This window comes from Bacteroides sp. ET225 (genome assembly GCF_024733745.1).
Lineage (GTDB): Bacteria > Bacteroidota > Bacteroidia > Bacteroidales > Bacteroidaceae > Phocaeicola > Phocaeicola excrementipullorum.
The window spans coordinates 32,021-57,141 of sequence record NZ_JANRHN010000023.1 but is presented as its reverse complement, the minus strand read 5'-3'; the positions used below and the strand labels follow the sequence as shown (position 1 = coordinate 57,141).

Genomic DNA, 25,121 nt, shown 5'->3' with positions numbered 1-25,121 from the left:
ATTGTTTTATATACTCTCTCACTTCTTTCCTGCTGATAAAGAGATGATTCTCAACCGTACGCTTCGAAAGGTTCAGACACAGGGCTATCTCATCGGAAGTCTTCCCCTGAAAACGGTTCATCGCATACACGATCCGACGCTGCATGGGCAGAGAAGCCACACGCCGGTATTCCGCTTTCTGCAGGTCGCGCGCAACAATCCCGCTTTCCGTTTCGTCCGAACAGAGCCCTCCGGACTCATACAGATATGCTGCCACTTCCTGCCGCCTGTAATGGCGGCGCAGGTAATCCGTCACTAGGTTGCGGGCAATTGTAAACAAAAAATGTTTCACCGTTTCTTCACAAAGCATCTTGCGATATTCCAAAAGCCGGGCAAACGCATCCTGGGTCAAGTCTTCGGATTCTTCTTTTTTCCCTGTCTTATAATAGACATAAAGGAAGACCGGATGCCTGTACTTTTCGTAGCATTCCGCGACTAACTGGTTCACTTTTTCTTCCGGGTCTTTCATATTAATTAGCTTTTGAGATTTGTTTTACGCTTGCAAAAATAGAGGGAGAATCAGACATCACATAATTTTTCCCGTTGAAACAAATCTCACATAACCCGATGATACTAATATCGGAATAACTAACTAATACACAATAAAATATCATCCAGTCCCAAATTATTATTTAAGACTGGATGATACATTTGTCTACAGAGAAACTGGGGGAAAAAACGCAGAAATGCTGCCTCACGGAAACAGAGATTCATTTCTGAACGCTCTTGATGTATTCATTGGGAGTGATGCCGGTGGCCTTCTTGAACGAGCGGAAAAACGAAGCCCTCGAGCTGAACCCGCACCGTTCAGCCAACGCCTCGAGCGTATATTTGGAACAGTCTTCGGACGTGACTATCGTTTTAAACTCCAGCACCCTGTATTCATTTACGTAGTCATAATAACTCTTCTTCAGGTACTGGTTGAAAAGATAAGAAAGCGCATGCGACGAAGAACCCACCATAAAAGCCAGATCAGCAATCTTCAGGTCGGTATGGATATAAGGCTTCTTCTCATTCATCACCTCGTCCAGCAGGTTGCTGAGGCGTTCGCATTCTTCATCGCTCAACTTGTTCGTCTTATACTTGCCGCCGCCTTCTCCCTCATCTGCCGCAAGAGCCGTTTCTTCAAGTGACGGGTGCGGAGCAATGAGGGATTCGGGCTCTTCCGCGCTGTTTGCACTCCCGCCTGCATCAAACGCAGGGACAGCGGAAACTTCCGGCTCCGCATAAGCCACAGGCTCCTGCCGCCGCGCATGTTTCCGGCGATAAAGCAGAATTCCGGCAGCAGCAAGAACCAAAGCCAGCACCCCCGCCCACCATCCTCCGGAAGAAGGCGGAAGCACCTCCAGTTCAAGAGCCGATTCCGGATAACCGATTCTGCGGATATAATAACGGCACCCGCCTTTCGGCACGTTATAAAGATTAAATTCTGACTTGCCGACCAAAAGCTTCCATTCCTCATCTTCCGCCTCACGGTATTCATAAGCCGCTTCATCCGGCGAAACATACAGCAAGTCTGCAAGCAACAGCGTAAGACTGCTGTTTCGGCTGCTCAAACTGATGCGGTAGGTGTTGCCCGTACGCTCCAGAAGCTCCGGACGGTCAACTCCGTCAACAAGCACTCCGGATATGGCCGCAGCATACGGCAGTTCGGGCAGCCGCCTCGCCTTTCCTCCCGGCAGGGAAACCAGTCCGTTTGAGTTTCCGAACCACAGTGTCCCGGCAGAATCCTTCAGCGCATAGCAGTTGATGAACACATTGCTGGGAATCCCGTCAACCATACCGAACGGCATGATGCCTCCTTCTCCGTCATACCGGTACACTCCGTTGTTCGTTGCAATCCAGAAAGCTTTCGAATTGTCTTCGATAACCGACATAAGCGATTTCCCGTCCAACAAAGTACCTTTTCCCACCCTTCCGAAATTCTTCAACGAAAGGTCAGATACAAAAAGGCTCCCTTTTTCCGGCAAGAAGAGCAGCCGATGGTCAGAAGATTCATACACCATACGCACCTTTTCCCTGTTGATGAACCCTTCGGGGAAAACGTTTGCCCTCAGACTCAAAGTGGAAGGATCCCAAATGCACATTCCGTTTTCCGTGCATATCCAGCCTTTTCCCGTAGAATCAAAAAAGATTTCATACACGTTTCCTTCCGGCAGCTTGGTATCAGCACTCTGGAAATGACGGATCTTCTCTCCGTCACGGAAACAATAAAGCCCGTTGGAAGTGCCTACCCACAAGCATCCTTCCCTGTCGGAACGGATGCAGAATATATGTCCGTTCTTGAAAGGATACGGCTCGGAAGAATAAAAATCCTCCACTTCAAGCATACGGGGATTGAACACATACATCCCTCCTCCATACGTGCCGATATAGTATTTCCCGGAAAAATAACAGCTTGAAATAATGATGCTTGCCCTAAGCTGGGGGGTGTCAAAAGTTTTGAAACGCCCGTCGGCCTCATCTATAAATATGAAGCCGTCGCGCGTGCCGATCAGCTTCTGCTTCCCGTGAAACGAAACCGTCCGGACAGGCATCCCTTCGGTTGTAAAACGCGAGCCGAAACGGTAGACCTGAAAAAGATGGCTGCGATAAAGGCTGTAATCCACGCCAAGCTGGTAGAAACCGATCCAAAGCAGCCCGTCGCGGTCGGCCAGCACCGAATAGACCGAATTGGAACGGATGGCCGGATCGGCGTTTGTATCGTGGCGGAAAGAGCGGACTATCTGATTGGCAGACACGGAAATGAAATGAACGCCGTTTCCGTCGGTTCCCACATACAGCAGGTCCTTGCCGTCGGTAGAAAGCGAAGAGATGACTCCGCAACCCACATCAATGTACGGACGGAACACGCCATCCGCAACGTCATACTCGACAATACCGTCTGTCATTGTGCCCAAAAAGACACGCGCCCCCACCAGAGCCACATTATAATAGGCAGAAGCTGCTCTGCCGGACTGCGGCGGGAAAGAGCCTACCTTCCCTGTCAGAGGATTGAACGACTTCAATCCTCCCAGCGTAGATATCCAAAGAATGCCATGAGAGTCACCGGCGATACCGGTCACACGGTTGGCCGGAGAAAAGATGTTCCCGTCCAACTGCACGGAAGAGAAACTGCCGCCGGCATGTATGAAAAGCCCTTTGTCTGTTCCCACATAAACCGTGTCGCCGGAAACAAAAAACGCATGCACTCCCGAATCTATCGCATCGGAAGCGTAACGGAAGAGCTTGCCCGCATCATCATCTACACGAAACAGCCCTATGCCTGTCCCCGCCCATATTTCTCCTTCAGGAGTTTCCACTATCGAATAAACCCGTTTCTCCTTCGCATCATTCCCGTTTGTTGCTTCAAGAAAATAATGCCTGAGCCGCGCGCCATCGAAACGTTCCAGCGTCGTGTTGGTGCCAAACCACACAAACCCGCGGGAATCCTTGTATATCGCGTTCACGACAAGATCCGGCATACCTTCCGAAACCGAAAGAGAACGGAATGTATATGAATCAGCAAAAACGTGCGGAAAAACGAACACCAGACAAAGGCAAACAAACCATCTTCTAAACTTATCTTCCATAGGGTTCTGCTTTACACACGGTGACAAAAATATGAAAATTTTAAATTTCTGAAAACTTAAAGCCGGAAATTTAATCAAAAAAATCAGAAAAGCCATATCCGGAGAAAATTCTTTCGGAGTCTGTTCCGAGCCGCAGTCTGTCAGCTTCACTCTGCCTTTTTCCATCCTGACGAGCCATAAATCCGTATCCGTGCCCCATTCTACGTTTCAGCCCTTGGATTATAAAACATGACGGCATAACCCGACATTTCTGCCGAGAAAAGAGGAAAAAAGTTTTAGCCGAAAAACAGGGCCTTGCCTGCGGAAAAAGCATAAAAAAAGGAGTACCGCTGTACTCCAACCTTTGTTAACCTTAAATCTAATACTATGAAAAACACATTGCAAATGTAGCGATTTATATGATATAAAAGAATTATTTGCCAGAAAAAGTTCGGATTATAACATTTATTATATTATGGAGGATTTTGCAGTTTGGCACATTTCCCATAATTTTGCCCAGCAAATCAATTCCCTTAACAGCTATGTGGATTACATTAGGCATACTCATCGCTTCAGCCATATTCTTCGTAAACGGAAAAGTCCGTTCTGATCTGGTAGCCTTATGCGCACTGGCAGCTCTGCTGATATTCCAGATTCTCACGCCCGAGGAGGCTCTGTCGGGGTTTTCAAACTCCGTAGTCATCATGATGATCGGACTGTTTGTGGTGGGGGGAGCCATTTTTCAGACAGGACTTGCCAAAACAATAAGCTCGCGCCTGCTCAGGTTTGCGGGGAACAGCGAAGCCAGACTCTTTCTGCTGGTCATCCTGGTCACTTCGGCTATCGGCGCATTCGTGAGCAACACGGGAACTGTGGCATTGATGCTTCCCATCGTGGTCAGCCTGGCCGTCAGCGCGAACATCTCGCCAAGCCGGCTGCTCATGCCTCTGGCATTCGCCAGCAGCATGGGGGGAATGATGACACTCATCGGTACGCCTCCCAATCTTGTCATCAACGACACGCTAATCTCTGCCGGCCATGAGGGGCTGTCGTTCTTCTCGTTCCTGCCGGTAGGCATCGTATGCGTAGCGGTCGGAATCATCGTGCTGATGCCGCTAAGCAAGCTATTCCTTTCAAAAGGAAAGAAAAAGGAAGCCTCGCGGATGGGCAAATCGCTTCAGGAACTGGTGCGTGAATACGGCTTGTCAAACAATCTGTTCCGCCTGCAAGTAAAGGAAGACTCCGGGCTGCTCGGGAAGACCATCATCGAACTGGACATAAGGCGCAAGTACGGGCTGAATATACTGGAGGTAAGACGGGGCGACCTGTCGAAACACAAGTTCCTGAAAACCATTACACAGAAACTGGCAGACACGGACACTCAGCTCGCGGCCGGCGACATACTTTATGTGACCGGAAACTTTGAAAACGCCGAACGGTTCGGCAGAGAATACAGGCTAGGACTGCTTGACGGGCATACATCTGAAGAAACCAACGGCAACGCGCTTGACTTTTACGACATCGGAATCGCAGAAATCGTGATGATGTCCACTTCGAGCCTCACAAACCACACAATCAAGGAAGCCGGATTCCGTGACAAATTCAACGTGAACGTACTGGGCATCCGGCGCAAACACGACTATATACTGAAAGATCTGGGCAACGAACATATCCATAGCGGAGATGTGCTCCTCGTGCAAGGAACCTGGAACAACATCGCACGGTTGAGCCGGGAAGAAGACCACTGGGTGGTGCTTGGACAGCCGCTCGACGAAGCCGCCAAAGTAACCCTCGACTACAAAGCACCCGTAGCGGCGGCAATCATGCTGCTGATGGTGGCAATGATGGTGTTCGACTTCATTCCGGTAGCTCCGGTTACATCAGTCATCATCGCTGCCCTTCTGATGGTGCTCACCGGATGTTTCCGCAACGTAGAAGCCGCCTACAAGACCATCAACTGGGAAAGCGTTGTGCTGATAGCCGCCATGCTGCCCATGTCGCAGGCACTGGAGAAAACCGGCGTATCAGCACTGGTATCAAGCTCACTCGCACAAGGACTGGGATCCTACGGACCGTTTGCGCTCATGGCAGGAATCTACTTCACCACCTCCCTGCTGACCATGTTCATCAGCAACACAGCTACAGCCGTACTGCTTGCGCCTATTGCGCTGGAAAGCGCCTCGCAGATAGGAGCCAGTCCCGTACCCTTTCTGTTTGCCGTAGCGGTCGGTGCAAGCATGTGCTTTGCCTCTCCGTTCTCCACACCGCCCAATGCGCTGGTAATGCCTGCCGGCCAATACACTTTTATCGATTATATAAAGGTAGGGCTTCCGCTGCAGCTTGCGATGGGAATTGTCATGATATTCGTGCTTCCGCTGCTTTTTCCGTTCTGACCAGAAAGCGGGAAGAAGAAGAACGGGACAAATTCTTTTGACAAAAAACATTTGAATCCAAAATTGTGTTGTAAATTTGCAACAATTAATAATATCGAACGCAAATCGACAAGAAACAGGTATGATTGGACTATTTAACGACTGTTTTCCGCCCATAATGGACGGAGTATCTGTCACTACGCAGAATTACGCATACTGGCTGAACCGGAAGGGCGAAGACGTCTGCGTCATAACTCCGTCGGCCAATGCGTCTTCCTACGATGACACTCCCTACCCTGTATACCGGTATGTATCCATGCCCATCCCCAAGCGCAAGCCTTACCGGATGGGATTCCCATACATCGATTTGCCCTTCTACAAACAAATCAGCAACATACCTTTCACGCTGATGCATGCGCACTGCCCGTTTTCTTCCGGAGAACTGGCCATGCGTATCGCCCACTCCCGCAATGTGCCGGTCGTAGCCACGTTCCATTCAAAGTACCGAGCCGATTTCGACAGAGTGATACCGAGCAAACTCATCGTCGACCTGATTATCAAACGCATAGTCAATTTCTATAACCGCGCCGATGAGGTGTGGATTCCGCAGGCGTCAGTCGAAGAAACGCTCCGCGAATACGGCTACAAAGGAAAAGTGGAAGTGGTGGACAATGGCAACGACTTTGCCGGAACGTTTTCAGAAACCGAACGGAACGCATTCCGGCAAGAACTCGGCATAGACGAAAACACGCCGCTCTTTCTGTATGTAGGACAACATATCCTGGAAAAGAACCTGGACTTTCTGCTTCATGCTGTCGCACTGCTGAAGTCCATGCCCTTCAGAATGTTCTTTATCGGAACGGGCTATGCGTCGGACGAATTGAAGGAACTGAGCAAAAAGCTGGACATCAGCGACAGGATAAACTTTCTGGGCTGCATAACAGACAGGAATATCCTGCGCAAATACTATATGGCAGCCGACCTGTTTCTTTTCCCTTCGCTCTACGACAACGCGCCGCTGGTGGTCAGAGAGGCCGCGGCACTCCATACTCCTTCCGTTCTGATAGACGGATCTACGGCCGCAGCTGTCATAAAGGACCGGACAAACGGATTTCTTACGGGAAACAGCAAAGAAGCATTCGCCGGCAAGATACAGCTCATACTGAAAGACAAGCCTCTGCTCGAAAAAGTCAGCCTGAATGCCTCCGAAACACTGGCCCGCCCGTGGAAAGACATCGCCGACGAAGTAAGCGACCGCTACGCAAGCCTCATCAAACGATATCATCACCAATGAAAAAAGAAACGCTATTCAATCCATACTATGTGGCATTGCCCATCATTCTGGGACTTGCCGTCATCGGCGGGATGTTCTGGAAAGAGTTCGACCCGTCCATGTTCGCTTCGCTCAAGCCAAACGGACGGATGTGGTCCGGCATCATCCTTGCCGCTCTGTTCATGGTTTGCCAGAACCTGGCTCTTACCCAACGGTTCAAGATTCTGGTAGGGAAAAAACTTTCATGGAAACAAGTGTTCCGCGTGAACATGCTTTGCGAGTTCACCTCAGCCGCTACTCCTTCTGCCGTGGGCGGAAGCAGCCTGATAGCCGTTTATCTGCACAAGGAAGGACTGACAGGAGGAGAAGGCACATCGATTATGATTGCCAACCTGTTTCTGGACGAACTGTTTTTGGGTATCGCATGTCTGGCGGTGCTTGTCCTGTTTCCTACGGATGTGCTCTTCATGAACAATGCAGCCTTCGATACGGGCGTGCAGATCATATTCATGAGCGTTCTCGCCATTGTCTGCCTGTGGACACTGATTCTTTATGTCGCGCTGTTTCACAAGGCATCGTGGGTCAGCAATGTGCTGACGGCCCTGTTTTCTCTTCCTTTTCTCCGCCGGTGGAAAAGCAACATCGAGAAGCTGGGCGACGACCTGGTTACCAGTTCACACGAATTGAGCAAACGCTCTTTCGGTTTCTGGCTGAAATGCTTTCTGGTAACGGCCTGGGCATGGTGCTCGCGCTACTGGGTGGTGAACGCACTGCTCTTTGCCTTCAGTTCGGGAGGCGACCATCTGCTGGCGTTTGCCCGGCAGCTCGTCATCTGGATGATTCTGGTGGTCACTCCAACCCCCGGAGGAAGCGGATTCGGCGAATATATGTTCAAGGTCTATTACGGCGATTTCTTTACCGCAGCCGGAACAGCACTGATAGCCGCGTTCATCTGGCGGCTGATTACCTATTATTCCTATCTGATCATCGGAGTATGTATTCTTCCGCAATGGGTAAACTCAACCTTCGGAAAGAAAAAGTGATCAAAGCTTATCTTCCATAAGGCGCGCCAGAGCCTGAACAGACCTGCGCAGATTCTCTTTTGCTGTTTCGGGCTTTACAGCCTCTTCCAACGGCATATCAGATGGACTTGCTTCAAACAGTCCGGCAAATCCGGCACGAAGCAATGCATCCTTTTCTTCAATCCGTCCGGACATCAGACAGACGGGGACATCAAAACGCTGTGCACGCCTCAAAATACCGGAAGGCACCTTTCCCATTAAGGTCTGCAAATCCGAACACCCCTCTCCGGTTATTACCAGACTGGCATCCGGCAGCACCTCATCGAAACGGGCGGCATCCAGCATCACATCAATCCCAGGAAGCAGGCGCGCTCCAAGAAAAGCGCACAACGCACCGCCAAGTCCGCCGGCAGCACCGGCTCCAGCAAGGCACGAAACATCCTTGCCTAACGTGCGGCGCATCAATGCGGCAAAGCGCCTCATCCCTTCGTCCAGCCGCCTTATCTGTTCGGGAGAAGCCCCTTTCTGCGGAGCGAAAACATGCGCAGCCCCTCTCTCCCCGCAGAAAGGATTATCCACGTCACATGCCACTTGAAAGTCGGCTTCCTTCAGACGGCTGTCCATTAGAGTGAGATCCATACACGAAATGCGGCACATCGATTCGCCGCTTCCATGCAGCAGAGTCCCGTTCTCACCAAAGAAACGTACTCCTAACGCTTCCAGCATCCCCATTCCGGCATCATTGGTTGCGCTTCCTCCAATACCTGTCAGAAACTTCCGGCAGCCTTTCTGCAACGCATCCGCTATCAGTTCACCCGTTCCGAACGTAGAGGCACGCATCGGATCCCTTTCCGGCACAGCCACTAAAGGCAAGCCGCTCGCTTCCGCCATCTCTATCACTGCGGTCACTCCATCTTCCAATATACCATAGCGGGCATCGTGAGTCCGCATCAACGGATCATGCACTTTCACATGGATGATCCGCATGTCCAAAATGCCGGCCAGCGCTTCAAGCAATCCTTCACCTCCGTCAGCAACCGGGAAGCACACAACCTTGCAATCAGGAAAACGCACATGAAGCTCCTGCTCCACGCACGTTTCCACTTCCTTCGAACTCAGACATCCTTTATAAGAGTCTATCGCAAGAACTATCTTTTTCATCCAAAATTCCGTTTACTGCACGAATATACTGAAAAACGGAAAATCAGAACTGCTGTTCTTTATTTTTCTTCTTTCTCCCTTTCCACTTTATTGACCTCTATCAAATAAGAAACAACCAGTCCCAGTCCGCCGCCAAGCAACACGCTGGCACCATAAATAATTGAAATCGTTTCCGATACCCTATAACCACGTCTTTCCGGACCGGTCAAGCAAACGATGACATATCCAACCAACAAACCTAAACCCAACCCCAGCAACAGGCAGCCCAAACGCAGCCCTCCGAACGAAAACGAAGACGGAAGATAAAAGATCCCATTCTTGAAGACTTCCGGAGTCAGCTTATCCCCCATCTTTTCAATCAGCATCATGCGTTCCTTGCGTCTCACAAACAGTTCGAACAACTTGTAAATCACTCCAAATACGATAGCCACATTGGCCACAATCATTAACTCTTCCATAATCATTGAAATTAAATTTGTTTCTTTGCACTTTTAGACGCAAATCAGACCGGCAGGTTACAAAAAAACGGGGAAAAGATTTTCTTTCTTCAAATGTAACCTTTTGCAGACGGAAGCGTCTAAAAGGCATCATGGATGAGAAAGAACTAAATATCATTTCTTCGGTGTTGGCGGGAAAGACAGAACGCTTCTCCTATTTCCTCGATACATACGGGCAACGGGTCTTCAACCTGATTGTCCGAATGACCGGTTCACCGGAAGATGCCGAAGAACTGACACAGGACACCTTTATGAAAGCCTTTGAACATCTTTCTGCATTCAACGGAAACAGCAGTTTCTCAACATGGATATACCGGATTGCATACAACACGACGCTATCTGCGCTTCGCAAAAAACGGAACGAGGTGCTGTCATTCGACGACAAATTATGGAAATCCGTTTCAGACACGCAAGTCGACGAAGCCTTGGACACAGACAGCGAAGAACAGATTGAAAAGCTGCAACAGGCGCTTTCTACATTGCCGGCTGACGAACAGGCACTGGTCACATTATTTTATGAAGAAGAGAAAACGATTTCAGAAATTTGTTATATCCTGCACCTCTCGGAAAGCAATGCAAAAGTAAAGCTCCACCGTATCCGCAAAAAACTCTATTTATTAATGACCAAGGAGGACTGACCATGACAGACAAGGGACTAAAAAAAGCCGTCGGCCAACAGGCAGGCTTCAAACTTCCGAGCAACTTCAGCTACCGAACGATGAAACGGATTGAAGAGAAGGCATATCTGAAAGAAAAACGTGAGGAAAAAAGAATATTCATCTCATGGCTCATCACCATATCCCTGATGCTGGCAAGCGGCATAGGCTATTTCGGATGGAGTTACCACGAACAATTCACGGCACTGTTTCACAGAGTCAAAGATTCTGTTCCTGATGCAAAGACATTGCTGCTCTGCCTGCCTACAGCCATAGCACTCCTGCTGCTCTTTTTCTTCAACAACTGGCTGCGGAAAAGAATCCGGCAGAAGACCGGAAACCGATGAACCGATGGTCCGCTGCAAAAAGACAAAGACACAAAGTCCGGGAATGTTCCCTGCGCCTTTGTGTCTTTGCATTCAATGAGTCAAACAGCCGACAATCCGGTCAATGACGATAGTTTGCCAGTTCTTCGGCCTTGAACTTGCGGATGAAATTGAAATGCTTCTCCACTTCGGCCTCTGCATAATTGACATATACATCCAATGACTTTCCGAACAGCTCGGGTGCCTTGCCTGCATCCTGAAGCAGCAAGTGGCTCATTATATTCACGGCTGCCATTTCATACAGACGGCGTGCCACAAAATCAAGCAACTCCTGATTCTGCGCTTCTTTCACTGCCGCCGTACAAGCCTCGAACTTGCGGGTCATTTCCTTGATACGATCCAGATAGACTTCGTATTCAGGAGCGCAAGGAACGGCTTCAAACTCGTGCAAAGTGGCAGCATACGAACCATTAGTCACATAGCGGATAGCTGCTACGGTCTGCAACTGGGTTGTCCCTTCGTAAATGCTGGTGATGCGTGCGTCACGATAGATGCGCTGGCAAGCATATTCCATCATGAAGCCGGAGCCTCCGTGAACCTGAATACAGTCGTATGCGTTCTGGTTCGCATATTCAGAGTTCATACCCTTTGCCAGCGGAGTGAAACTGTCGGCCAGCTTTGCATACCGTTTCTGTTCCTGACGCTCTTCCGGAGTCAGCTTGCGCTCACGGGCAATGTCATCCAAAGCTTTATAGATGTCCACATAGCGTGAAGTCTGATACAGCAACGCGCGTCCTGCATCCAGCTTTGCCTTGATAGCGGCCAGCATATCATATACTGCCGGGAACTCAATAATTGCCTTGCCAAACTGCTTGCGGTCTTTCGCATATGCCACAGCCTCATCGTATGCAGCCTGGCTCAATCCCACCGACTGCGCAGCGATTCCCAGGCGGGCACCGTTCATCAAAGCCATCACATACTTGATCAGACCCAGCTTGCGGTCGCCGCACAATTCCGCCTTGGCATTCTTATAAACCAACTCACAAGTAGGAGAACCGTGAATGCCGAGCTTGTTCTCAATGCGGCGCACATCCACACCTCCGTCATTCTTGTCATAAATAAACATAGACAGACCACGGCCGTCGTGCGTGCCCTCTTCCGAACGAGCCAGCACCAGGTGAATGTTCGCGTCACCGTTAGTGATGAAACGCTTCACACCGTTCAGACGCCAGCAACCGTTTGCCTCATCATAAGTAGCCTTCAGCATCACGCTCTGAAGGTCAGACCCTGCGTCCGGCTCCGTCAAGTCCATCGACATGGTTTCTCCGGCACAGATGCGCGGAATGAAACGGCTGTGCTGGTCTTCGTTGCCGAATTCGTATAATGTTTCAATACAGTCCTGCAATGACCATATGTTGCCGAAACCGGCGTCAGCCTGCGCCACGATTTCAGCGCACATGGTATACGGAGTGATCGGGAAATTCAAACCGCCAAAACGGCGCGGCATGGTCATACCGTTCAGTCCGGCCTTCACCATTGCATCCAGGTTCGCTTTCGTCCCTGATGCATACTCCACGCGTCCGTTTGCATGGTGCGGACCTTCCTGATCCACTCCTTCAGCATTGGCAGCAATTACTTCTCCGGTAATTTCTCCGGTAATTTCCAACACTTTGTCGTACGAATCAACTGCATCCGCATAATCCTGCGGCGCATAATCATACTCGTCTTTATCTCTATAGTCGCGCTCTTTCAACTGACAGATGCGCTCCATCATCGGATTGTTCAAGTGGAACTTGAGTTCCGGATGTTCTGTATAAAAGTTTGGCATTTGTATCAGAAGTTATAGAAGTTATAGAAGTTATCAGTCGCAAGCTCCTTAGAAGTTAGAGAGTCTAGTATCTACCCTTCAACCGGCAACAGCTTTACAATAAGCATTAAGCAAACGACTCACATCCTCTATACTTCTGGTTAGTTTAATATAATTATCTTGCGTAATATAATTCAAATCTTTGGATAGGAGTATATAATATCTGCATTCTTCCAAACTGCCCTGCGCAATATTCATTAGACGAAGTTTGTCAGCTTTTCCTGTTTTCCTATAGCCTTCCGCAATGTTAGCCGGAATCGAAACAGCAGCCCGTTGAAATTGCGAACAAAGTCCAAAACGTTCATAAGCTGGGTACTTGCCTGTAAACTGATAAACAGTCAACACAAATTGATGAGCTTTTTGCCAAGCTCTCAGATCCATAAAACTTTGCGTCGCCATAAACAAAACTATTGGCTTTAACTTCTCTAACTTCTTTAACTCCTCTAACTCCTCAGAAAAAATTACTTGCTGTTCTTCTTATAATATTTAATCATTTTCGGAATCACTTCCTCCACCGTTCCGTTGATCACGTAGTCGGCGATGGAATTGATAGGCGCATTCGGATCACTGTTAACGGAAATGATGATGCCTGCATCCTGCATACCGGCAATGTGCTGGATTTGTCCTGAGATACCGCAGGCGATATACAGTTTCGGATGAACAGTCACGCCGGTCTGCCCGATCTGACGGTCGTGATCGCAGAAACCGGCATCAACGGCCGCACGGCTTCCTCCCACTTCGGCATGAAGCTCTTTCGCCAGTTCAAACAACATGTCGAAACCTTCCTTGCTGCCCATTCCGTAACCTCCGGCAACAACGATCGGAGCACCCTTCAAGTTGTGTTTCGCCTTTTCCACATGGCGGTCGATAACCTTCACCACATAGTCTGTTTCGGGAACGAACTTAGCCACATCATGACGGATCACCTCACCCTGATAATTTTCATCAAGAATTTCTTTCTTCATCACGCCTTCACGAACGGTCGCCATTTGCGGACGGTGTTCCGGATTGACGATTGTAGCCACAATGTTTCCGCCGAAAGCCGGACGGATCTGATACAGCAGATTCTTGTAAGTAACGCCATTCTTCTTGTCTTCATGGTCACCGATTTCCAGCTGCGTGCAGTCAGCGGTCAGACCGCTGGTCAATGCCGAAGAAACGCGCGGTCCCAGGTCACGTCCGATAACGGTAGCTCCCATCAGGCAGATCTGCGGCTTCTCCTGCTTGAACAGGTTGACAAGAATGGAAGTATGAGGCAAAGACGTATAAGGAAACAAGCCCGGAGCGTCGAACACATGCACACGGTCGACACCGAAAGGCAACACCTGCTTTTCTACATCTGCCAGGCCACAGCCTGCACAGATAGCTTCAAGCTGGCAACCCAGTTCTGTGGCCAGCTTACGGCCTTTGGTCAAAAGTTCAAGACTGACATCGGCAACATGATTGCCTTCCATCTCACAATATACAAATACGTTGTTCATAATTATCCGATAGTATGGTTAGCCAACAGTTCAACAATCAAGTTCTCCACATCTGCATCGCTTCCGCTCAGGCTCTTGCTTTCTTTAGCCTGAAACACGATATTCTCAATCTTCTTCACCTTTGTAGGCGAGCCGGACAAGCCGCACTGAGCGACATCCCCATTTACGTCTGCCACACTCCATTCGGTGATGTTCAGATACGGACGCGATTCATACAGGCCTGCATATGCCAGTTCCTTGCCTTCTTTTGCCAGTGCAGCCTTTTCCTGTCCGCCCATAGCACGCTTGTACTTCATCACCAGCTTCGCATTGCGCGGACGGCACGGAGCCGCGCTTCCGTTCACGGTCAGCACAACAGGCAGCGGAGCCTCCACCGTTTCCACACCTCCGTCGATGTGACGTTTCACGCGGATACGTTCTCCGTTCACCTCTTCAATTTCTTCCACATAAGTCACTTGCGGCAGCCCCAGCTTTTCAGCCACCTGAGGGCCTACCTGCGCCGTATCGCCGTCGATAGCCTGACGTCCGCCGATAATGATGTCATACGCGCCGATTTTGCGGATTGCCGTAGCCAAAGCGTACGAAGTGGCCAGCGTATCCGCGCCGGCAAATGCGCGGTCGGTCAACAAATACCCATTGTCAGCTCCCCTATACAAACCTTCGCGAATGATTTCTGCGGCACGGCCGGGTCCCATGGTCAGCATGGTAACAGTTGATCCCGGATGAGTGTCTTTCAGTCTGAGCGCCTGTTCAAGAGCGTTCAAGTCTTCCGGATTGAATATCGCCGGAAGTGCCGCACGGTTGATTGTGCCGTCAGCGTTCATGGCATCTTTCCCCACGCAACGAGTGTCGGGAACCTGTTTTGCCAATACTACAATTTTCAAGCTCATTTTCTATTAAGTTTTTTGGTATTAGTGATTCTTTTATCGGCAAAAATAATGAAAGCAATCAGACTATCAAAGTTATGTGTGCAAAAAGTGCATTTACAAAGTTTGCAATTTGCATGAACGACGAATATTCACTTTTTTATGCTATATTTGTGGCAACAAGAAATAAAACACATCACTCTATGGACAATTTGAATCAAGGAATAGCTGCATTCCTTTACAATTTAGGAATCGAAAAGAGCAACCTCAACTGGGGAACACGCATCACCATCCTGGCAGGAGTCCTTCTTCTGGCCTACATCATCACGAAGATTTTCCATTACCTGATCATCCCTGCCATCCATAAGATTACAGCAAAGACCAAAGCTACATGGGACGACTATCTCTTCAACGGGCCGATGCTGTCGGCCATTTGCCGGCTGATTCCTCCCATCATCATCTACATCCTGCTTCCGTTTGTCTTTGAAGACATGCCCAACATACTGGACATCAGCCGGAAAATCTGCCTGATTTATCTGATTATCGTCACATTGCGGCTGATCAACGCATTTCTCAATTCGCTCTACGAAATCTCCAACGAAAACGAAACGCTGCGCAACCGTCCGCTGAAGGGCATCTACCAAATGATCAAGCTCGTGGCGATAGGCATCGGAATCATTCTCATCATCAGCATCCTGATGAACCAGAACGCAGCCGCCATTCTTGCCGGACTGGGTGCTTCGGCAGCCGTGCTGATGCTGATATTCAAAGACAGCATCCTGGGCCTTGTAGCCGGAGTGCAGCTCTCTGCCAACGACATGCTCCGCCCGGGCGACTGGATCACGATGGACAAGTACGGTGCCAACGGATACGTGATCGAGGTGTCGCTCACGACCGTCAAGGTGCAGAACTTCGACAAGACCATCACCACCATCCCGCCTTATGCGCTGGTAAGCGATTCGTTCCAGAACTGGCGCGGAATGTGGCAGAGCGGAAGCCGGCGAATCAAGCGGTCGCTCTTCTTCGACATGAACACCATACGTTTCTGTACGGAAGAAGAAACGAAGCTGTTTTATAAGAAAGGATGGCTGAAAAAGAGTGAAGCCGAAGAAGGACAGGCGGTCAACCTGCTGGCATTCCGCAACTTCGTGATGCAGTATCTGGGAGGCCATCCCAAAATCAACCATGAATTCCTGCAGATGGTACGCCAGATGGAACCGACCACCGAAGGGCTTCCGATTGAAATCTACTGTTTCGCCACCTCCACAGAATGGCCCGTATACGAAAGCATCCAGGCAGAAATATTTGATTACCTGATAGCAAGCATTCCCCAGTTCGGGCTGAAGCTCTTCCAGCGTCCGTCGGGGGTTGACATTATTGAAAGCCAAACTGAAAAGAAACGATAAATATGGAAAAAGGACTGACTTACACAAGCAAAACAACCGTAGACGATTCTAACACCGCACGCGCGATGGGATCGGGCGACATGGAAGTATTCGCAACCCCGGCACTGGTGGCACTCATGGAAAATGCGGCCATGAATGCCGTGAAAGAACATCTTTCCGAAGGTTCTTCCACGGTAGGCGCCATGATACAGACTACTCACCTCAAGCCCTCAGCCATAGGAGAAGAAATAACCGCCACGGCCACGCTCGAGGAGGTTGACGGGCGGAAGCTCACATTCAGCATCACCGCCCACGACTCGAAAGGAACCGTGGGCGAAGCTACCCATATCCGCTACATTGTTGACCGCCAGCGGTTTTTAAGCAAGCTTTAAACCACCATCGCAATCAGCTGGATAAACAGAATCAGAAAGACCATCGCTATGGGATAAACCGTAGCGTACGCCACGCCGGGAATGTTGCTGTCGGTCATCGAATCGGCGGCGGCAAGTCCGGGTGTGCTGGTCATGCCTCCCGTGATGGTACCCAGCAGGTCAAGCATACTGATTCTGAACACAAAACGGCCTACCAGCGCCGCCAGCAGCATAGGCACCACCGTTACCACCGCACCCAGGCCGAACAGCAGAAATCCGCTCTCCTGAAACGTGGCTACCAGCGTCTTTCCGGCCGAGGTTCCCACTTCGGCAAGAAAAAGCAGCAGACCGAGCTGGCGGAGCAGCTGGTTGGAAGAAGCCGACATCGACCACAGAATCGGGCCGGTCTTCCCTATCGCGCTCAAAAACAGCGCCATCATCAGAACTCCTCCCGTAAGTCCCGGAGAGAATGAAAAACCTGAACCGAACGAAATGTTCAGCCTGCCGAACAGCACGCCCAGCACGATACCCATCGCTATCGGGAAAAAGTCTGTATCGGAAAGCCTCTTCGCGTCATTGCCGAACAGGCGCGCCGCAGCCCGGATGCCTTTCTGTTCGCCCACCACCGTCAGCTTGTCGCCAAACTTCAGCGACAGCTCGGGAGAGGGAGCGATGTCGATTCCGCTCCGGCGGATGGAAGTCACCGTACATCCAAAGTTCTTCTGCAGGTTCAGTCCGCCCAACTGCTTGTTTATCACCTCTTTCCGCGTAAGGAGAAGCGATTCGATCCCCTGATTCTGCTCCAGCGGCAGTTCGCCCTCTTCCCTGACTCCAAGCAGGGATTCCAGGTTGTTCAGGGCCTCTTCGCTTCCCACGGCCTGCACGCTATCCCCTTCTTCGAGCACCGTGTGTGCAGAAGGCATCAGCACTTCTCCGTTCTTCTTCAAACGCGACACCACGGCACCCGTGACCGCACGGATATTCAGTTGCGCAAGCGTACGCCCCGCAACCGACGGGTTGGTAACCTTGAAAAGCTTTGTCGCCAATTCCGGAAACTGGCTCCGGCGTTCTCTTTCAAGCCGGTGCGCCTCTTCCTTCAGATCTACGCCAAACAGCTTGGGAAGGAGCTTGACAAACAGAATGACACCGATCACGCCAAACGGATAAGCAATACCGTAGGCTATGGAGGCCAAAGGCGAATGCGTGCTGTCGATAGCGACGGCAAGTCCCGGCGTACTGGTCAACGCTCCCGCAATCAGTCCTACAATGCTCGGCCCGTCCACATCAAACAGAAACTTCGCCCCAAGCCCCGTCAGACAGGCAGAGGCTACAATCAGCAACGTAATCAGAATCAATGTTTTCCCCTTGCTCTTGAACGAATGGAAGAATCCGGGTCCCGCCTGTATGCCGATGGTAAAGATAAACAGCACCAGTCCGAAATTTCCCAGCTCCTTAGGGATAGTCACCCCCCAATGCCCGAATGCCAGCGCAATGAAAATCACGGCAGAAACATCGAGCGACAAGCCTTTGATTTTGATTCTCCCCAGCACAAAACCGAGCGCAACGATTAAAAATACCGAAAAATAAGAGTTTTGAAGCAAATCTGTCAGCATAAAAATTATCTTTAAACAAATACAAACAGCGCAAATATAACCATTCACCCCTTATTCAAACAAATTCCGCCACCTGATTGTTCGCCTTACACGCTGACAAAATGACATTTCAGACCTTTGAGAATCCGCCATTCCAGCCTCCATCCGGACGCACTTCCGTAAAAACGGATTCTCACGCGCCGCTCTCCGCTCACATTGTCTGCAAAAAGGCCGGACTGCATCCAATTTGTTTCCATATCAACGGATTTGCATCCTTTTGCGCAGGGAAACGCCTTTACACCAGGCACGGCAACAATCCGGAGAAAGAAAGAATGCCGGACAATCCGGACAAAAACAAGGCCCGAAATCCTGATCCGGAAAGAATGACGAAACATTTTAAGCGGAATGAGCGGTCATCTTGCCGGGAATGACGGGTCATTTCATTCAAAATTGCCCGTCTTTTTTCAACTTTTTCCAACGAATTTTCATCTCTTTTCCTCCCTCATCTCCCTTTTAAACGCTTTCCAGCCGGGCAGATGAGCTGAACCCGTCAAAGAAAACGCCTCCGGATGCGCGGATTTCCATCTGTCCGCAATCAGACAAAAAGCCATTTTCCTCGCATTTTGAAAGGCTGAGCGCAAATTACGCGACAGAAAGACAAAAATCTGATCCGCAACAGACAAGGCTCTTGGGCACCTCACGCCCAAAAGCCGGAAAGCCGCTTACTCCAGCGTGCCGATGTATTCATACAGCCGGCGGTAGAACGGATGCCGGGTAAGCGTGGAAGCGTCCCCCAAAATAATCAGTTTCATACGGGCTCGTGTAATCGCCACGTTCATCCGGCGAAGGTCATTGAGAAATCCGATCTGGCCCTCCTCGTTGGCACGTACCAGGCTGATGATGATCACGTCACGCTCCTGCCCCTGAAACCCGTCGACGGTATTCACCGTAATCAGCGGGCGGTAAGGCTTGAAGAAACAGTCTTTCTTCAGCAGCTGGCGCAGATACTGCACCTGCGCCTTGTAGGGAGATATCAGCCCTACGTCGATCCGCTCTTCCAGGAAACGCCCGCGGCCTATCTTGGAAATGTATCCTTTCAGCTGGGCTACCGACAGTTCCGCTTCGGCCTTGTTGATGCGTCCGTAGCTCTCGCCCACAAACTCTTCGTTGCAATCCATTCCTTCGGTGTTCACCCACTCGATAGGCGTGTCAAAATCAAGAATGCTGCGGTATCTGACATCCGGAGCCGACTGGAGCATGCCTCCGTAAAACCATTCGGAAGAAAAGCGCATGATGGCGTCATTCATCCGATACTGCACTTTCAGCAGTGAAACCACTTCCGGCTTGTTCTTCACCACAACCTGCATCAGCGTATCGCCCAAGCCCTGCCGCAAGGCCTCCATGCACTTCACGGTGGGCGGAAGCTGGCAATGGTCGCCGGCCAATATCACCCGGTCGGCCTTGCCGATGGCTATCCAGCAGGCAGGCTCGAGAGCCTGGGCAGCCTCGTCAATGAACACGGTGCCGTATTTCTGCCCCACAAGCACCCGGTTCGCGCTTCCGGCCAGCGTGCAGGCAATGACCCGCGCCTCGCTGAATAGCGATTCGTTGATACGGATTTCCAGATCCGTAGCCCGGTCTTTCAGCGAATTGATCTTGGTGCGCACCGATTCCCGGTCGGAAGCCTTCCGCAAACGCCCGTAAAGTTCCCTGACGGCTTTGCGGATGCTCCAAAGCTGGGGGTAGTCGGGATGCGACTCGAAACGCCGCTCATAGGTGAACGAAAGCATCTTGTCGTTCACACGGCTGGGATTTCCGATACGGAGCACGCTCACTCCCCGGTCGACCAGCTTCTCGCTGATCCAGTCGACGGCCATATTGCTCTGCGCGCACACCAGCACCTGATTTTCCCGGTGCAGGGTTTCGTAAACAGCTTCTACCATCGTCGTGGTCTTTCCCGTTCCGGGAGGGCCATGCACGATGGCCACATCCTTGGCGTGAAGCACTTTGTTCACCGCCTCTTCCTGCGTGCGGTTGAGCCACGGAAAACGGACCGGCTGGAAAGAAAAGGAAGAAGCAGGCCGCTGGCCGTGGAAAATATCTCTCAGTTCAGCCAGACGGTTGTTTTTTGCAGCAATCACCCGCTTCAGAGCCTCGAACATCAGCCTGTAGCTGGTTTCGTCAAAATACAGCTGCACCCCCAGCACTTCCTTGCCCTGAACCGCCAGCAGGGCATCGGCATTGGGAAGTGCCACAACCATGCGGTCTTCATCGACATAGCTCACCGTGGCCACGAAGTTCAGGTAAGTGATCTTTCCGCTGAAGTCCTGCGTGAAGAAACACACCGGCTTCCCGTATTCAAACACATGCTCTATATCCTTGTCCTCCCTTCTCTCCACCTCAACCACAAGCTGGTTCAAAGCGTTGTAATAGCTCCGCCCGACATTCAACGGATACCAGCACATCCCGCGTTTGATCTTGCGTCCGATGCCCATCACTTCGGTCTGCTGCCTGAACTGCTCTTTTTCGTATTCGTATTCCATTTTCAGCAGTTCGTACTGGCGCTGAAGGTATAATACAGGAGATTCTGCCATACGCGTCCTGTTATCTGTTCTCATTCCGTTCCGCCAGCATCTGCGCACGCGACTTGCTCTGGGTCACCACATAAACGCCGGTAAATATCAGCACAGCGGCTATACCTTTCACCCATCCGAAACTTGCCATGCCTGCAAGCACCGCAACGCTGCTGCCCACCACCGGCTGCATATAATTGTACATGCTCACCACCGTAGGCCGTAGCGTCTTCTGCCCCACAAGCATCAGAATATACGCCACATAGGTACCGAATAGCACCACATAGCCCACTTCCAGCCACACTTCCATCGGGAATGCAGCCCAGTCTGTGGAAGAAAAGTCATTGTACGAAAACGGGATGAAGCAGATGGCAGCATACGTGAACATCCATTTCATCAGGGTAATCACATTGTAACGGGCTATCAGTTTCTTGAAAATCGTCAGGTAGCAGGCAAAGCTCACCTGAGCCGTCACACAGAGCGCGTCGCCCAGGATACTGCCTTCCTTCTCTCCTCCTCCCTGATTGCTCATAATCAGCACCAGCGCCCCGACCGAGCCAAGAAAGATGCCCGTAACCTTTTTCGGAGTGACCGGCTCTTTCAGAAACAAGGCGGCCAGAATCATGGTCACAATAGGCATGGTAGTGGTCACAATGGAAGCGTCGACCGGCGACGTAAGCGAAAGCCCGAAAGTGAAGCATCCCTGATTGCATACGATGCCCAGCAGGGAAGCGAAAAAAAGCATCAGCAGGTCGTGATGGTTCACTTTCTCCTGCTTCACAAACAACGAGGTAATCCAGAAACAGCAGGCTGCCCCGATCATGCGCATGTTCGCCAGACTAAGTCCCGAAACGCCTGCCTCCATCGCCGCTTTTCCCACCGGCGACATCAGTCCCCACATACTGGCCGCTCCCAGCAAAGCCAGATGTGCCTTTATGTCCTTTGCATTCATAATACATTCCTATTTTTCCGCAAAGTTAGCATGATTCTGAAAAAAGAATGATACGGATTGATTTATTCCGCAAAATTTTCTACATTTGTTAGAAACAATCTTCAATTTGTTACAGCCATGAAAAAAAAGGCAGACTATATCAAACGCATCGAGATAAAGGGCCTGTGGGGACGCAAGAACATATCGTGGGAACTGCGCCCTGACGTAAACATCTTGAGCGGGGTAAACGGAATAGGAAAGAGTACCATATTGAACAATTCGGTGACCAGCCTGACCATGCTGGAAGGAGGCGCGCTGAAAAACGGCGTGCAGCCGGGAGTTTCTTTCGTGTTTTCTCCGGAAGACGCCACTTACATTCATTTCGATGTCATCAGAAGCTTCGACCGCCCGCTGCTCAACTCGGAACTTCTCGGAAAAATCGGAAACCAGAAAGTGAAAACAGAGCTTGACTGGCAGCTTTACCAGCTCCAACGCCGCTACCTCGACTATCAGGTGAACATCGGAAACCGCATCATCGAACTGCTCACCGGAGGAAAGCCCGAAGACGCTTCCGAAGTGTCACGGCCCAAAACCAGTTTTCAGAATCTGATTGACGACCTGTTCAGCGAAACCGGAAAAAAGATTATCCGCAAGAGCAACGAAATCCTGTTTGAGCAGGACGGGGACACGCTTACCCCCTACCAGCTCTCGTCAGGCGAAAAACAGATGCTTGTCATTCTGCTCACCGTGCTGGTACAGGACAACCAGTCGTATGCGCTCTTCATGGACGAACCGGAAATCTCGCTCCACGTCGAATGGCAGCAGCGCCTCATCTCCCTCATCCGGAGCCTGAATCCGCACGTGCAGATCATCCTCACCACACACTCTCCGGCTCTCATCATGAACGGATGGATTGATGCGGTAACGGAAGTCAGCGACATAACCACTCACTAAAACTTTAGGATTATGGGAAAAAGACTCACCGAAAACCTTTCTTCCCTGTACGTTGGCGCGGCAAACAAACTGAAACCGAAACATGCAAGAAGAAAGATAGTTGCCTATGTGGAAAGCTACGATGACATTTCGTTCTGGCGGACATTGCTTTCGGAGTATGAAAACGACAGCCGCTATTTTGAGGTGATGCTCCCCTCGCGGACATCACTGGCCAAAGGCAAGAAAACGGTATTGATGAACCAGCTCGGAAACCAGCTCGGCGAGAACATGATCGCCTGCGTAGACAGTGACTATGACTATCTGCTGCAAGGATGCACCAACACCTCGCGCTATATGCTGAAATGTCCTTATGTCATGCAGACGTATGCGTATGCAATCGAAAACTACCATTGCTATGCAGAAGGACTGCATGACGTATGCGTCATGGCTACGCTGAACGACCATAAGCTGGTCGACTTTCCGGAGTTCATGAAGCAGTATTCACAAATCGCCTATCCGCTTTTCATCTGGTCCATCTGGTTCTACCGCCACCATATTCTCTCTGAATTTTCGCTGATGGACTTCTGCTCGTATGTAAAGCTGGACCATGTAAACACATACCACCCGGAATGGTCGCTGGAGGCTATGGAAAGGAAGGTGAAGCGCAAACTGCGCGACCTGGAACACAAGCACAGGAATGCCATTCCGGAAATAGAGTCCATGAAAACCGAACTGAAAGAGCTGGGAGTGCATCCGAATAACACATACATGTTCATACAGGGACACCACATCATGGACAATGTAGTGATGCGGCTGCTCATCCCTGTCTGCACCATCTTGCGCAGAGAAAGGGAGCAGCAAATCCACAGCCTCGCCCTGCACAGCATGCAGCTGCAGAATGAACTCACCAACTACGAACGCTGCCAGGTCAATGTGGAACAAGTGATTCACCGCAACACAAACTATACAAGCTCGCCGCTCTATCAGATGATCAGAAAAGACATCGAGAAGTTTCTGAAAATCATCAAATAGGACAGATACGCAGAAGCCAAGCAACCGCAGCCTGAAAACAGACATAAACGCAAAGGCACAAAACAGGGATGCCATCTGACCGGAAGCCAGCGCCTTATGCCTGCCCTTTTGCGCTTTTCGCTCCGTTCCGGATTGCAGAGAGGCTTGCAAACCATGCGCCCGCTTTTCTGAAAACTCCCCTGCGGCATAGGGAACTCCCTATGAACAAATAGGGGAAATCATCTTGCAAGGAGATTTTTCTCTGCATACTTTTGTATCAGAAACCAAACAGATGAAGCCATGAAAGCAAGAACCTTAATGTTTACTGTCCTGACGGCCTGCCTGAGCATTCTGCCGGCATCCGCAAGCGTATTCGGCGACATACGCGTAAATGCCCGCTTTCTTACCGACCGTATGGCGTTTGAACTGCACCTGAGTACAGACCAATACAACGACCTGTATGAGATCAACTATGATTTCTTCACCGGAATCAATCCGTACATCGCACGGATAGCAGCAGCCGATGCAACAGCCATCGACCTCTATTACCGCTACCTTGACATACGCAACGACGACCTGCGCTGGGTCCTTTCAAATGCGGAATATGCACGTTTCATCGCGCTCGACTATTTTTTCCACCCGGTCTACACCTTGAACAACGTATGTTACCTGCGTATATATAAGGTATACCCGAACCGGAATCATTTTTATTACAGACCTCCCAGGCATTATCTGACCTACCGGGGCGGACACTGCCGTTCGCATTTCGGCGGAAGAAGTTATTACCAGCACATTTACCCTGTGCGCTATCACCATCCCGTATATGCACATGCAAGGCCTGCACGTCCCCATGCCCCGCACCGTGACTTCGGAAGGCCGGGAATAAGGCCGGAAAGACCTGCTCCGGGAAGGCCGCACACGCCTCCGCAGAAAAATCCGGGATTCCATTTTACTCCGTCCAACCGACATCCGGGAAATCAGACCGACCGCCCCGGTACGGCAAGACCCCAGAAGCCGCACGCAAACAGGCCGGAAGCCAAACCGGGCAGACCGAACATTTCACGCCCCGACAGGCCGGACACTCAAAGAAAACCGAGAACAGACAACCGGCATGGCGGCAAGCGGCAGAACCGGTCGGCACAACAGGCACGCCGGAACGAAGCGAAAAGACTATAAAGTGCGCGGGCAGAAATACCAAACGCAAAGTCACAGGA

At 50.6% G+C, this 25,121-nt stretch carries 22 protein-coding genes; 10 read left to right on the top strand and 12 right to left on the bottom strand.

Going from position 1 to position 25,121, the window contains the following annotated elements:
• Both NW212_RS10685 and NW212_RS10680 read right to left on the bottom strand, forming a co-directional pair.
• The coding region (locus NW212_RS10685; RefSeq protein ID WP_258338637.1) for a sigma-70 family RNA polymerase sigma factor at nt 1–508 on the bottom strand (508 nt) is incomplete at its 3' end.
• Nucleotides 509–749: 241 nt separating this feature from the next.
• Nucleotides 750–3,611, bottom strand: a complete 2,862-nt coding sequence (locus tag NW212_RS10680) for a two-component regulator propeller domain-containing protein (RefSeq protein ID WP_258338636.1) — start codon at nt 3,609–3,611, stop codon at nt 750–752.
• A 521-nt stretch (nt 3,612–4,132) separates the two neighbouring features.
• Between NW212_RS10680 and NW212_RS10675 the strand changes: the two genes are divergently transcribed.
• The 3 genes from NW212_RS10675 (at nt 4,133) to NW212_RS10665 (ending at nt 8,278) form a co-directional block, all read left to right on the top strand.
• On the top strand, nt 4,133–5,983 hold the full coding sequence (locus NW212_RS10675; protein ID WP_258338635.1) for an SLC13 family permease: 1,851 nt from the start codon (nt 4,133–4,135) through the stop codon (nt 5,981–5,983).
• A 121-nt stretch (nt 5,984–6,104) separates the two neighbouring features.
• A complete protein-coding gene (locus NW212_RS10670) occupies nt 6,105–7,256 on the top strand; it encodes a glycosyltransferase (protein WP_258338634.1) in 1,152 nt (383 codons plus the stop codon).
• A complete protein-coding gene (locus tag NW212_RS10665) occupies nt 7,253–8,278 on the top strand; it encodes a lysylphosphatidylglycerol synthase transmembrane domain-containing protein (protein WP_258338633.1) in 1,026 nt (341 codons plus the stop codon). Before NW212_RS10670 ends, NW212_RS10665 begins: the two co-directional genes overlap by 4 nt.
• Here the strand turns inward: NW212_RS10665 and NW212_RS10660 are convergent, their stop codons facing one another.
• The gene (locus tag NW212_RS10660; protein ID WP_258338632.1) at nt 8,279–9,418 is read right to left on the bottom strand and encodes a glycerate kinase; all 1,140 of its coding nucleotides are present in this window, start codon (nt 9,416–9,418) and stop codon (nt 8,279–8,281) included.
• 59 nt (nt 9,419–9,477) lie between these two features.
• A complete protein-coding gene (locus NW212_RS10655; protein ID WP_258338631.1) occupies nt 9,478–9,876 on the bottom strand; it encodes a DUF6249 domain-containing protein in 399 nt (132 codons plus the stop codon).
• 131 nt (nt 9,877–10,007) lie between these two features.
• On the opposite strand from NW212_RS10655, the gene NW212_RS10650 reads away from it, so the two are divergent.
• Nucleotides 10,008–10,553, top strand: coding sequence for an RNA polymerase sigma factor (locus NW212_RS10650; protein ID WP_258338630.1), 546 nt, complete (start codon nt 10,008–10,010; stop codon nt 10,551–10,553).
• A gap of 2 nt (nt 10,554–10,555) precedes the next feature.
• Nucleotides 10,556–10,918: a hypothetical protein gene (locus NW212_RS10645; protein WP_258338629.1), complete on the top strand. Its 363-nt coding sequence runs from the start codon at nt 10,556–10,558 to the stop codon at nt 10,916–10,918.
• A gap of 100 nt (nt 10,919–11,018) precedes the next feature.
• Here the strand turns inward: NW212_RS10645 and NW212_RS10640 are convergent, their stop codons facing one another.
• The 4 genes from NW212_RS10640 to NW212_RS10625 form a co-directional block, all read right to left on the bottom strand.
• Nucleotides 11,019–12,725, bottom strand: a complete 1,707-nt coding sequence (locus NW212_RS10640) for an acyl-CoA dehydrogenase family protein (protein ID WP_258338628.1) — start codon at nt 12,723–12,725, stop codon at nt 11,019–11,021.
• Nucleotides 12,726–12,803: 78 nt separating this feature from the next.
• Nucleotides 12,804–13,163 (bottom strand): four helix bundle protein, encoded by a 360-nt coding sequence (locus NW212_RS10635; protein ID WP_258338627.1) that lies wholly within the window; start codon nt 13,161–13,163, stop codon nt 12,804–12,806.
• Between the two features lie 62 nt (nt 13,164–13,225).
• The gene (locus tag NW212_RS10630) at nt 13,226–14,245 is read right to left on the bottom strand and encodes an electron transfer flavoprotein subunit alpha/FixB family protein (RefSeq protein ID WP_258338626.1); all 1,020 of its coding nucleotides are present in this window, start codon (nt 14,243–14,245) and stop codon (nt 13,226–13,228) included.
• A 2-nt stretch (nt 14,246–14,247) separates the two neighbouring features.
• Complete coding sequence (locus NW212_RS10625) at nt 14,248–15,135, bottom strand: electron transfer flavoprotein subunit beta/FixA family protein (protein WP_258338625.1); 888 nt, start codon at nt 15,133–15,135, stop codon at nt 14,248–14,250.
• Nucleotides 15,136–15,314: 179 nt separating this feature from the next.
• Between NW212_RS10625 and NW212_RS10620 the strand changes: the two genes are divergently transcribed.
• A complete protein-coding gene (locus NW212_RS10620; RefSeq protein WP_258338624.1) occupies nt 15,315–16,517 on the top strand; it encodes a mechanosensitive ion channel family protein in 1,203 nt (400 codons plus the stop codon).
• Nucleotides 16,518–16,519: 2 nt separating this feature from the next.
• Entirely contained in the window at nt 16,520–16,888 is a 369-nt protein-coding gene (locus NW212_RS10615; RefSeq protein ID WP_258338623.1) for a thioesterase family protein, read from the top strand.
• Here the strand turns inward: NW212_RS10615 and NW212_RS10610 are convergent.
• From NW212_RS10610 to NW212_RS10595, 4 genes are all read right to left on the bottom strand, one after another.
• The gene (locus tag NW212_RS10610; protein ID WP_258338622.1) at nt 16,885–18,480 is read right to left on the bottom strand and encodes an aspartate:alanine exchanger family transporter; all 1,596 of its coding nucleotides are present in this window, start codon (nt 18,478–18,480) and stop codon (nt 16,885–16,887) included. The two genes, NW212_RS10615 and NW212_RS10610, sit on opposite strands and share 4 nt — an antisense overlap.
• An 86-nt stretch (nt 18,481–18,566) precedes the next feature.
• Entirely contained in the window at nt 18,567–18,716 is a 150-nt protein-coding gene (locus NW212_RS10605) for a hypothetical protein (protein ID WP_258338621.1), read from the bottom strand.
• A 465-nt stretch (nt 18,717–19,181) separates the two neighbouring features.
• The gene (locus NW212_RS10600; RefSeq protein ID WP_258338620.1) at nt 19,182–21,053 is read right to left on the bottom strand and encodes an AAA domain-containing protein; all 1,872 of its coding nucleotides are present in this window, start codon (nt 21,051–21,053) and stop codon (nt 19,182–19,184) included.
• 10 nt (nt 21,054–21,063) lie between these two features.
• Nucleotides 21,064–21,984: a DMT family transporter gene (locus NW212_RS10595; protein WP_258338619.1), complete on the bottom strand. Its 921-nt coding sequence runs from the start codon at nt 21,982–21,984 to the stop codon at nt 21,064–21,066.
• Nucleotides 21,985–22,101: 117 nt separating this feature from the next.
• On the opposite strand from NW212_RS10595, the gene NW212_RS10590 reads away from it, so the two are divergent.
• The 3 genes from NW212_RS10590 to NW212_RS10580 all read left to right on the top strand — a co-directional run bounded on the left by NW212_RS10590 (nt 22,102) and on the right by NW212_RS10580 (nt 25,083).
• Nucleotides 22,102–22,917, top strand: coding sequence for an ATP-binding protein (locus NW212_RS10590; RefSeq protein WP_258338618.1), 816 nt, complete (start codon nt 22,102–22,104; stop codon nt 22,915–22,917).
• A gap of 12 nt (nt 22,918–22,929) precedes the next feature.
• Nucleotides 22,930–23,928 (top strand): DUF4435 domain-containing protein, encoded by a 999-nt coding sequence (locus tag NW212_RS10585; RefSeq protein WP_258338617.1) that lies wholly within the window; start codon nt 22,930–22,932, stop codon nt 23,926–23,928.
• A gap of 279 nt (nt 23,929–24,207) precedes the next feature.
• A complete protein-coding gene (locus NW212_RS10580) occupies nt 24,208–25,083 on the top strand; it encodes a hypothetical protein (RefSeq protein ID WP_258338616.1) in 876 nt (291 codons plus the stop codon).
• Nucleotides 25,084–25,121 lie beyond the last annotated feature (38 nt).

Excerpts from the sequence above, each read along its gene's own strand:
- NW212_RS10680 (WP_258338636.1), bottom strand. The coding sequence starts at position 3,611 with ATGGAAGATAAGTTTAGAAGATGGTTTGTTTGCCTTTGTCTGGTGTTC.
- NW212_RS10675 (WP_258338635.1), top strand. The coding sequence starts at position 4,133 with ATGTGGATTACATTAGGCATACTCATCGCTTCAGCCATATTCTTCGTA.
- NW212_RS10670 (WP_258338634.1), top strand. The coding sequence starts at position 6,105 with ATGATTGGACTATTTAACGACTGTTTTCCGCCCATAATGGACGGAGTA.
- NW212_RS10665 (WP_258338633.1), top strand. The coding sequence starts at position 7,253 with ATGAAAAAAGAAACGCTATTCAATCCATACTATGTGGCATTGCCCATC.
- NW212_RS10660 (WP_258338632.1), bottom strand. The coding sequence starts at position 9,418 with ATGAAAAAGATAGTTCTTGCGATAGACTCTTATAAAGGATGTCTGAGT.
- NW212_RS10655 (WP_258338631.1), bottom strand. The coding sequence starts at position 9,876 with ATGGAAGAGTTAATGATTGTGGCCAATGTGGCTATCGTATTTGGAGTG.
- NW212_RS10650 (WP_258338630.1), top strand. The coding sequence starts at position 10,008 with ATGGATGAGAAAGAACTAAATATCATTTCTTCGGTGTTGGCGGGAAAG.
- NW212_RS10645 (WP_258338629.1), top strand. The coding sequence starts at position 10,556 with ATGACAGACAAGGGACTAAAAAAAGCCGTCGGCCAACAGGCAGGCTTC.
- NW212_RS10640 (WP_258338628.1), bottom strand. The coding sequence starts at position 12,725 with ATGCCAAACTTTTATACAGAACATCCGGAACTCAAGTTCCACTTGAAC.
- NW212_RS10635 (WP_258338627.1), bottom strand. The coding sequence starts at position 13,163 with ATGGCGACGCAAAGTTTTATGGATCTGAGAGCTTGGCAAAAAGCTCAT.
- NW212_RS10630 (WP_258338626.1), bottom strand. The coding sequence starts at position 14,245 with ATGAACAACGTATTTGTATATTGTGAGATGGAAGGCAATCATGTTGCC.
- NW212_RS10625 (WP_258338625.1), bottom strand. The coding sequence starts at position 15,135 with ATGAGCTTGAAAATTGTAGTATTGGCAAAACAGGTTCCCGACACTCGT.
- NW212_RS10620 (WP_258338624.1), top strand. The coding sequence starts at position 15,315 with ATGGACAATTTGAATCAAGGAATAGCTGCATTCCTTTACAATTTAGGA.
- NW212_RS10615 (WP_258338623.1), top strand. The coding sequence starts at position 16,520 with ATGGAAAAAGGACTGACTTACACAAGCAAAACAACCGTAGACGATTCT.
- NW212_RS10610 (WP_258338622.1), bottom strand. The coding sequence starts at position 18,480 with ATGCTGACAGATTTGCTTCAAAACTCTTATTTTTCGGTATTTTTAATC.
- NW212_RS10605 (WP_258338621.1), bottom strand. The coding sequence starts at position 18,716 with ATGGAAACAAATTGGATGCAGTCCGGCCTTTTTGCAGACAATGTGAGC.
- NW212_RS10600 (WP_258338620.1), bottom strand. The coding sequence starts at position 21,053 with ATGGCAGAATCTCCTGTATTATACCTTCAGCGCCAGTACGAACTGCTG.
- NW212_RS10595 (WP_258338619.1), bottom strand. The coding sequence starts at position 21,984 with ATGAATGCAAAGGACATAAAGGCACATCTGGCTTTGCTGGGAGCGGCC.
- NW212_RS10590 (WP_258338618.1), top strand. The coding sequence starts at position 22,102 with ATGAAAAAAAAGGCAGACTATATCAAACGCATCGAGATAAAGGGCCTG.
- NW212_RS10585 (WP_258338617.1), top strand. The coding sequence starts at position 22,930 with ATGGGAAAAAGACTCACCGAAAACCTTTCTTCCCTGTACGTTGGCGCG.
- NW212_RS10580 (WP_258338616.1), top strand. The coding sequence starts at position 24,208 with ATGAAAGCAAGAACCTTAATGTTTACTGTCCTGACGGCCTGCCTGAGC.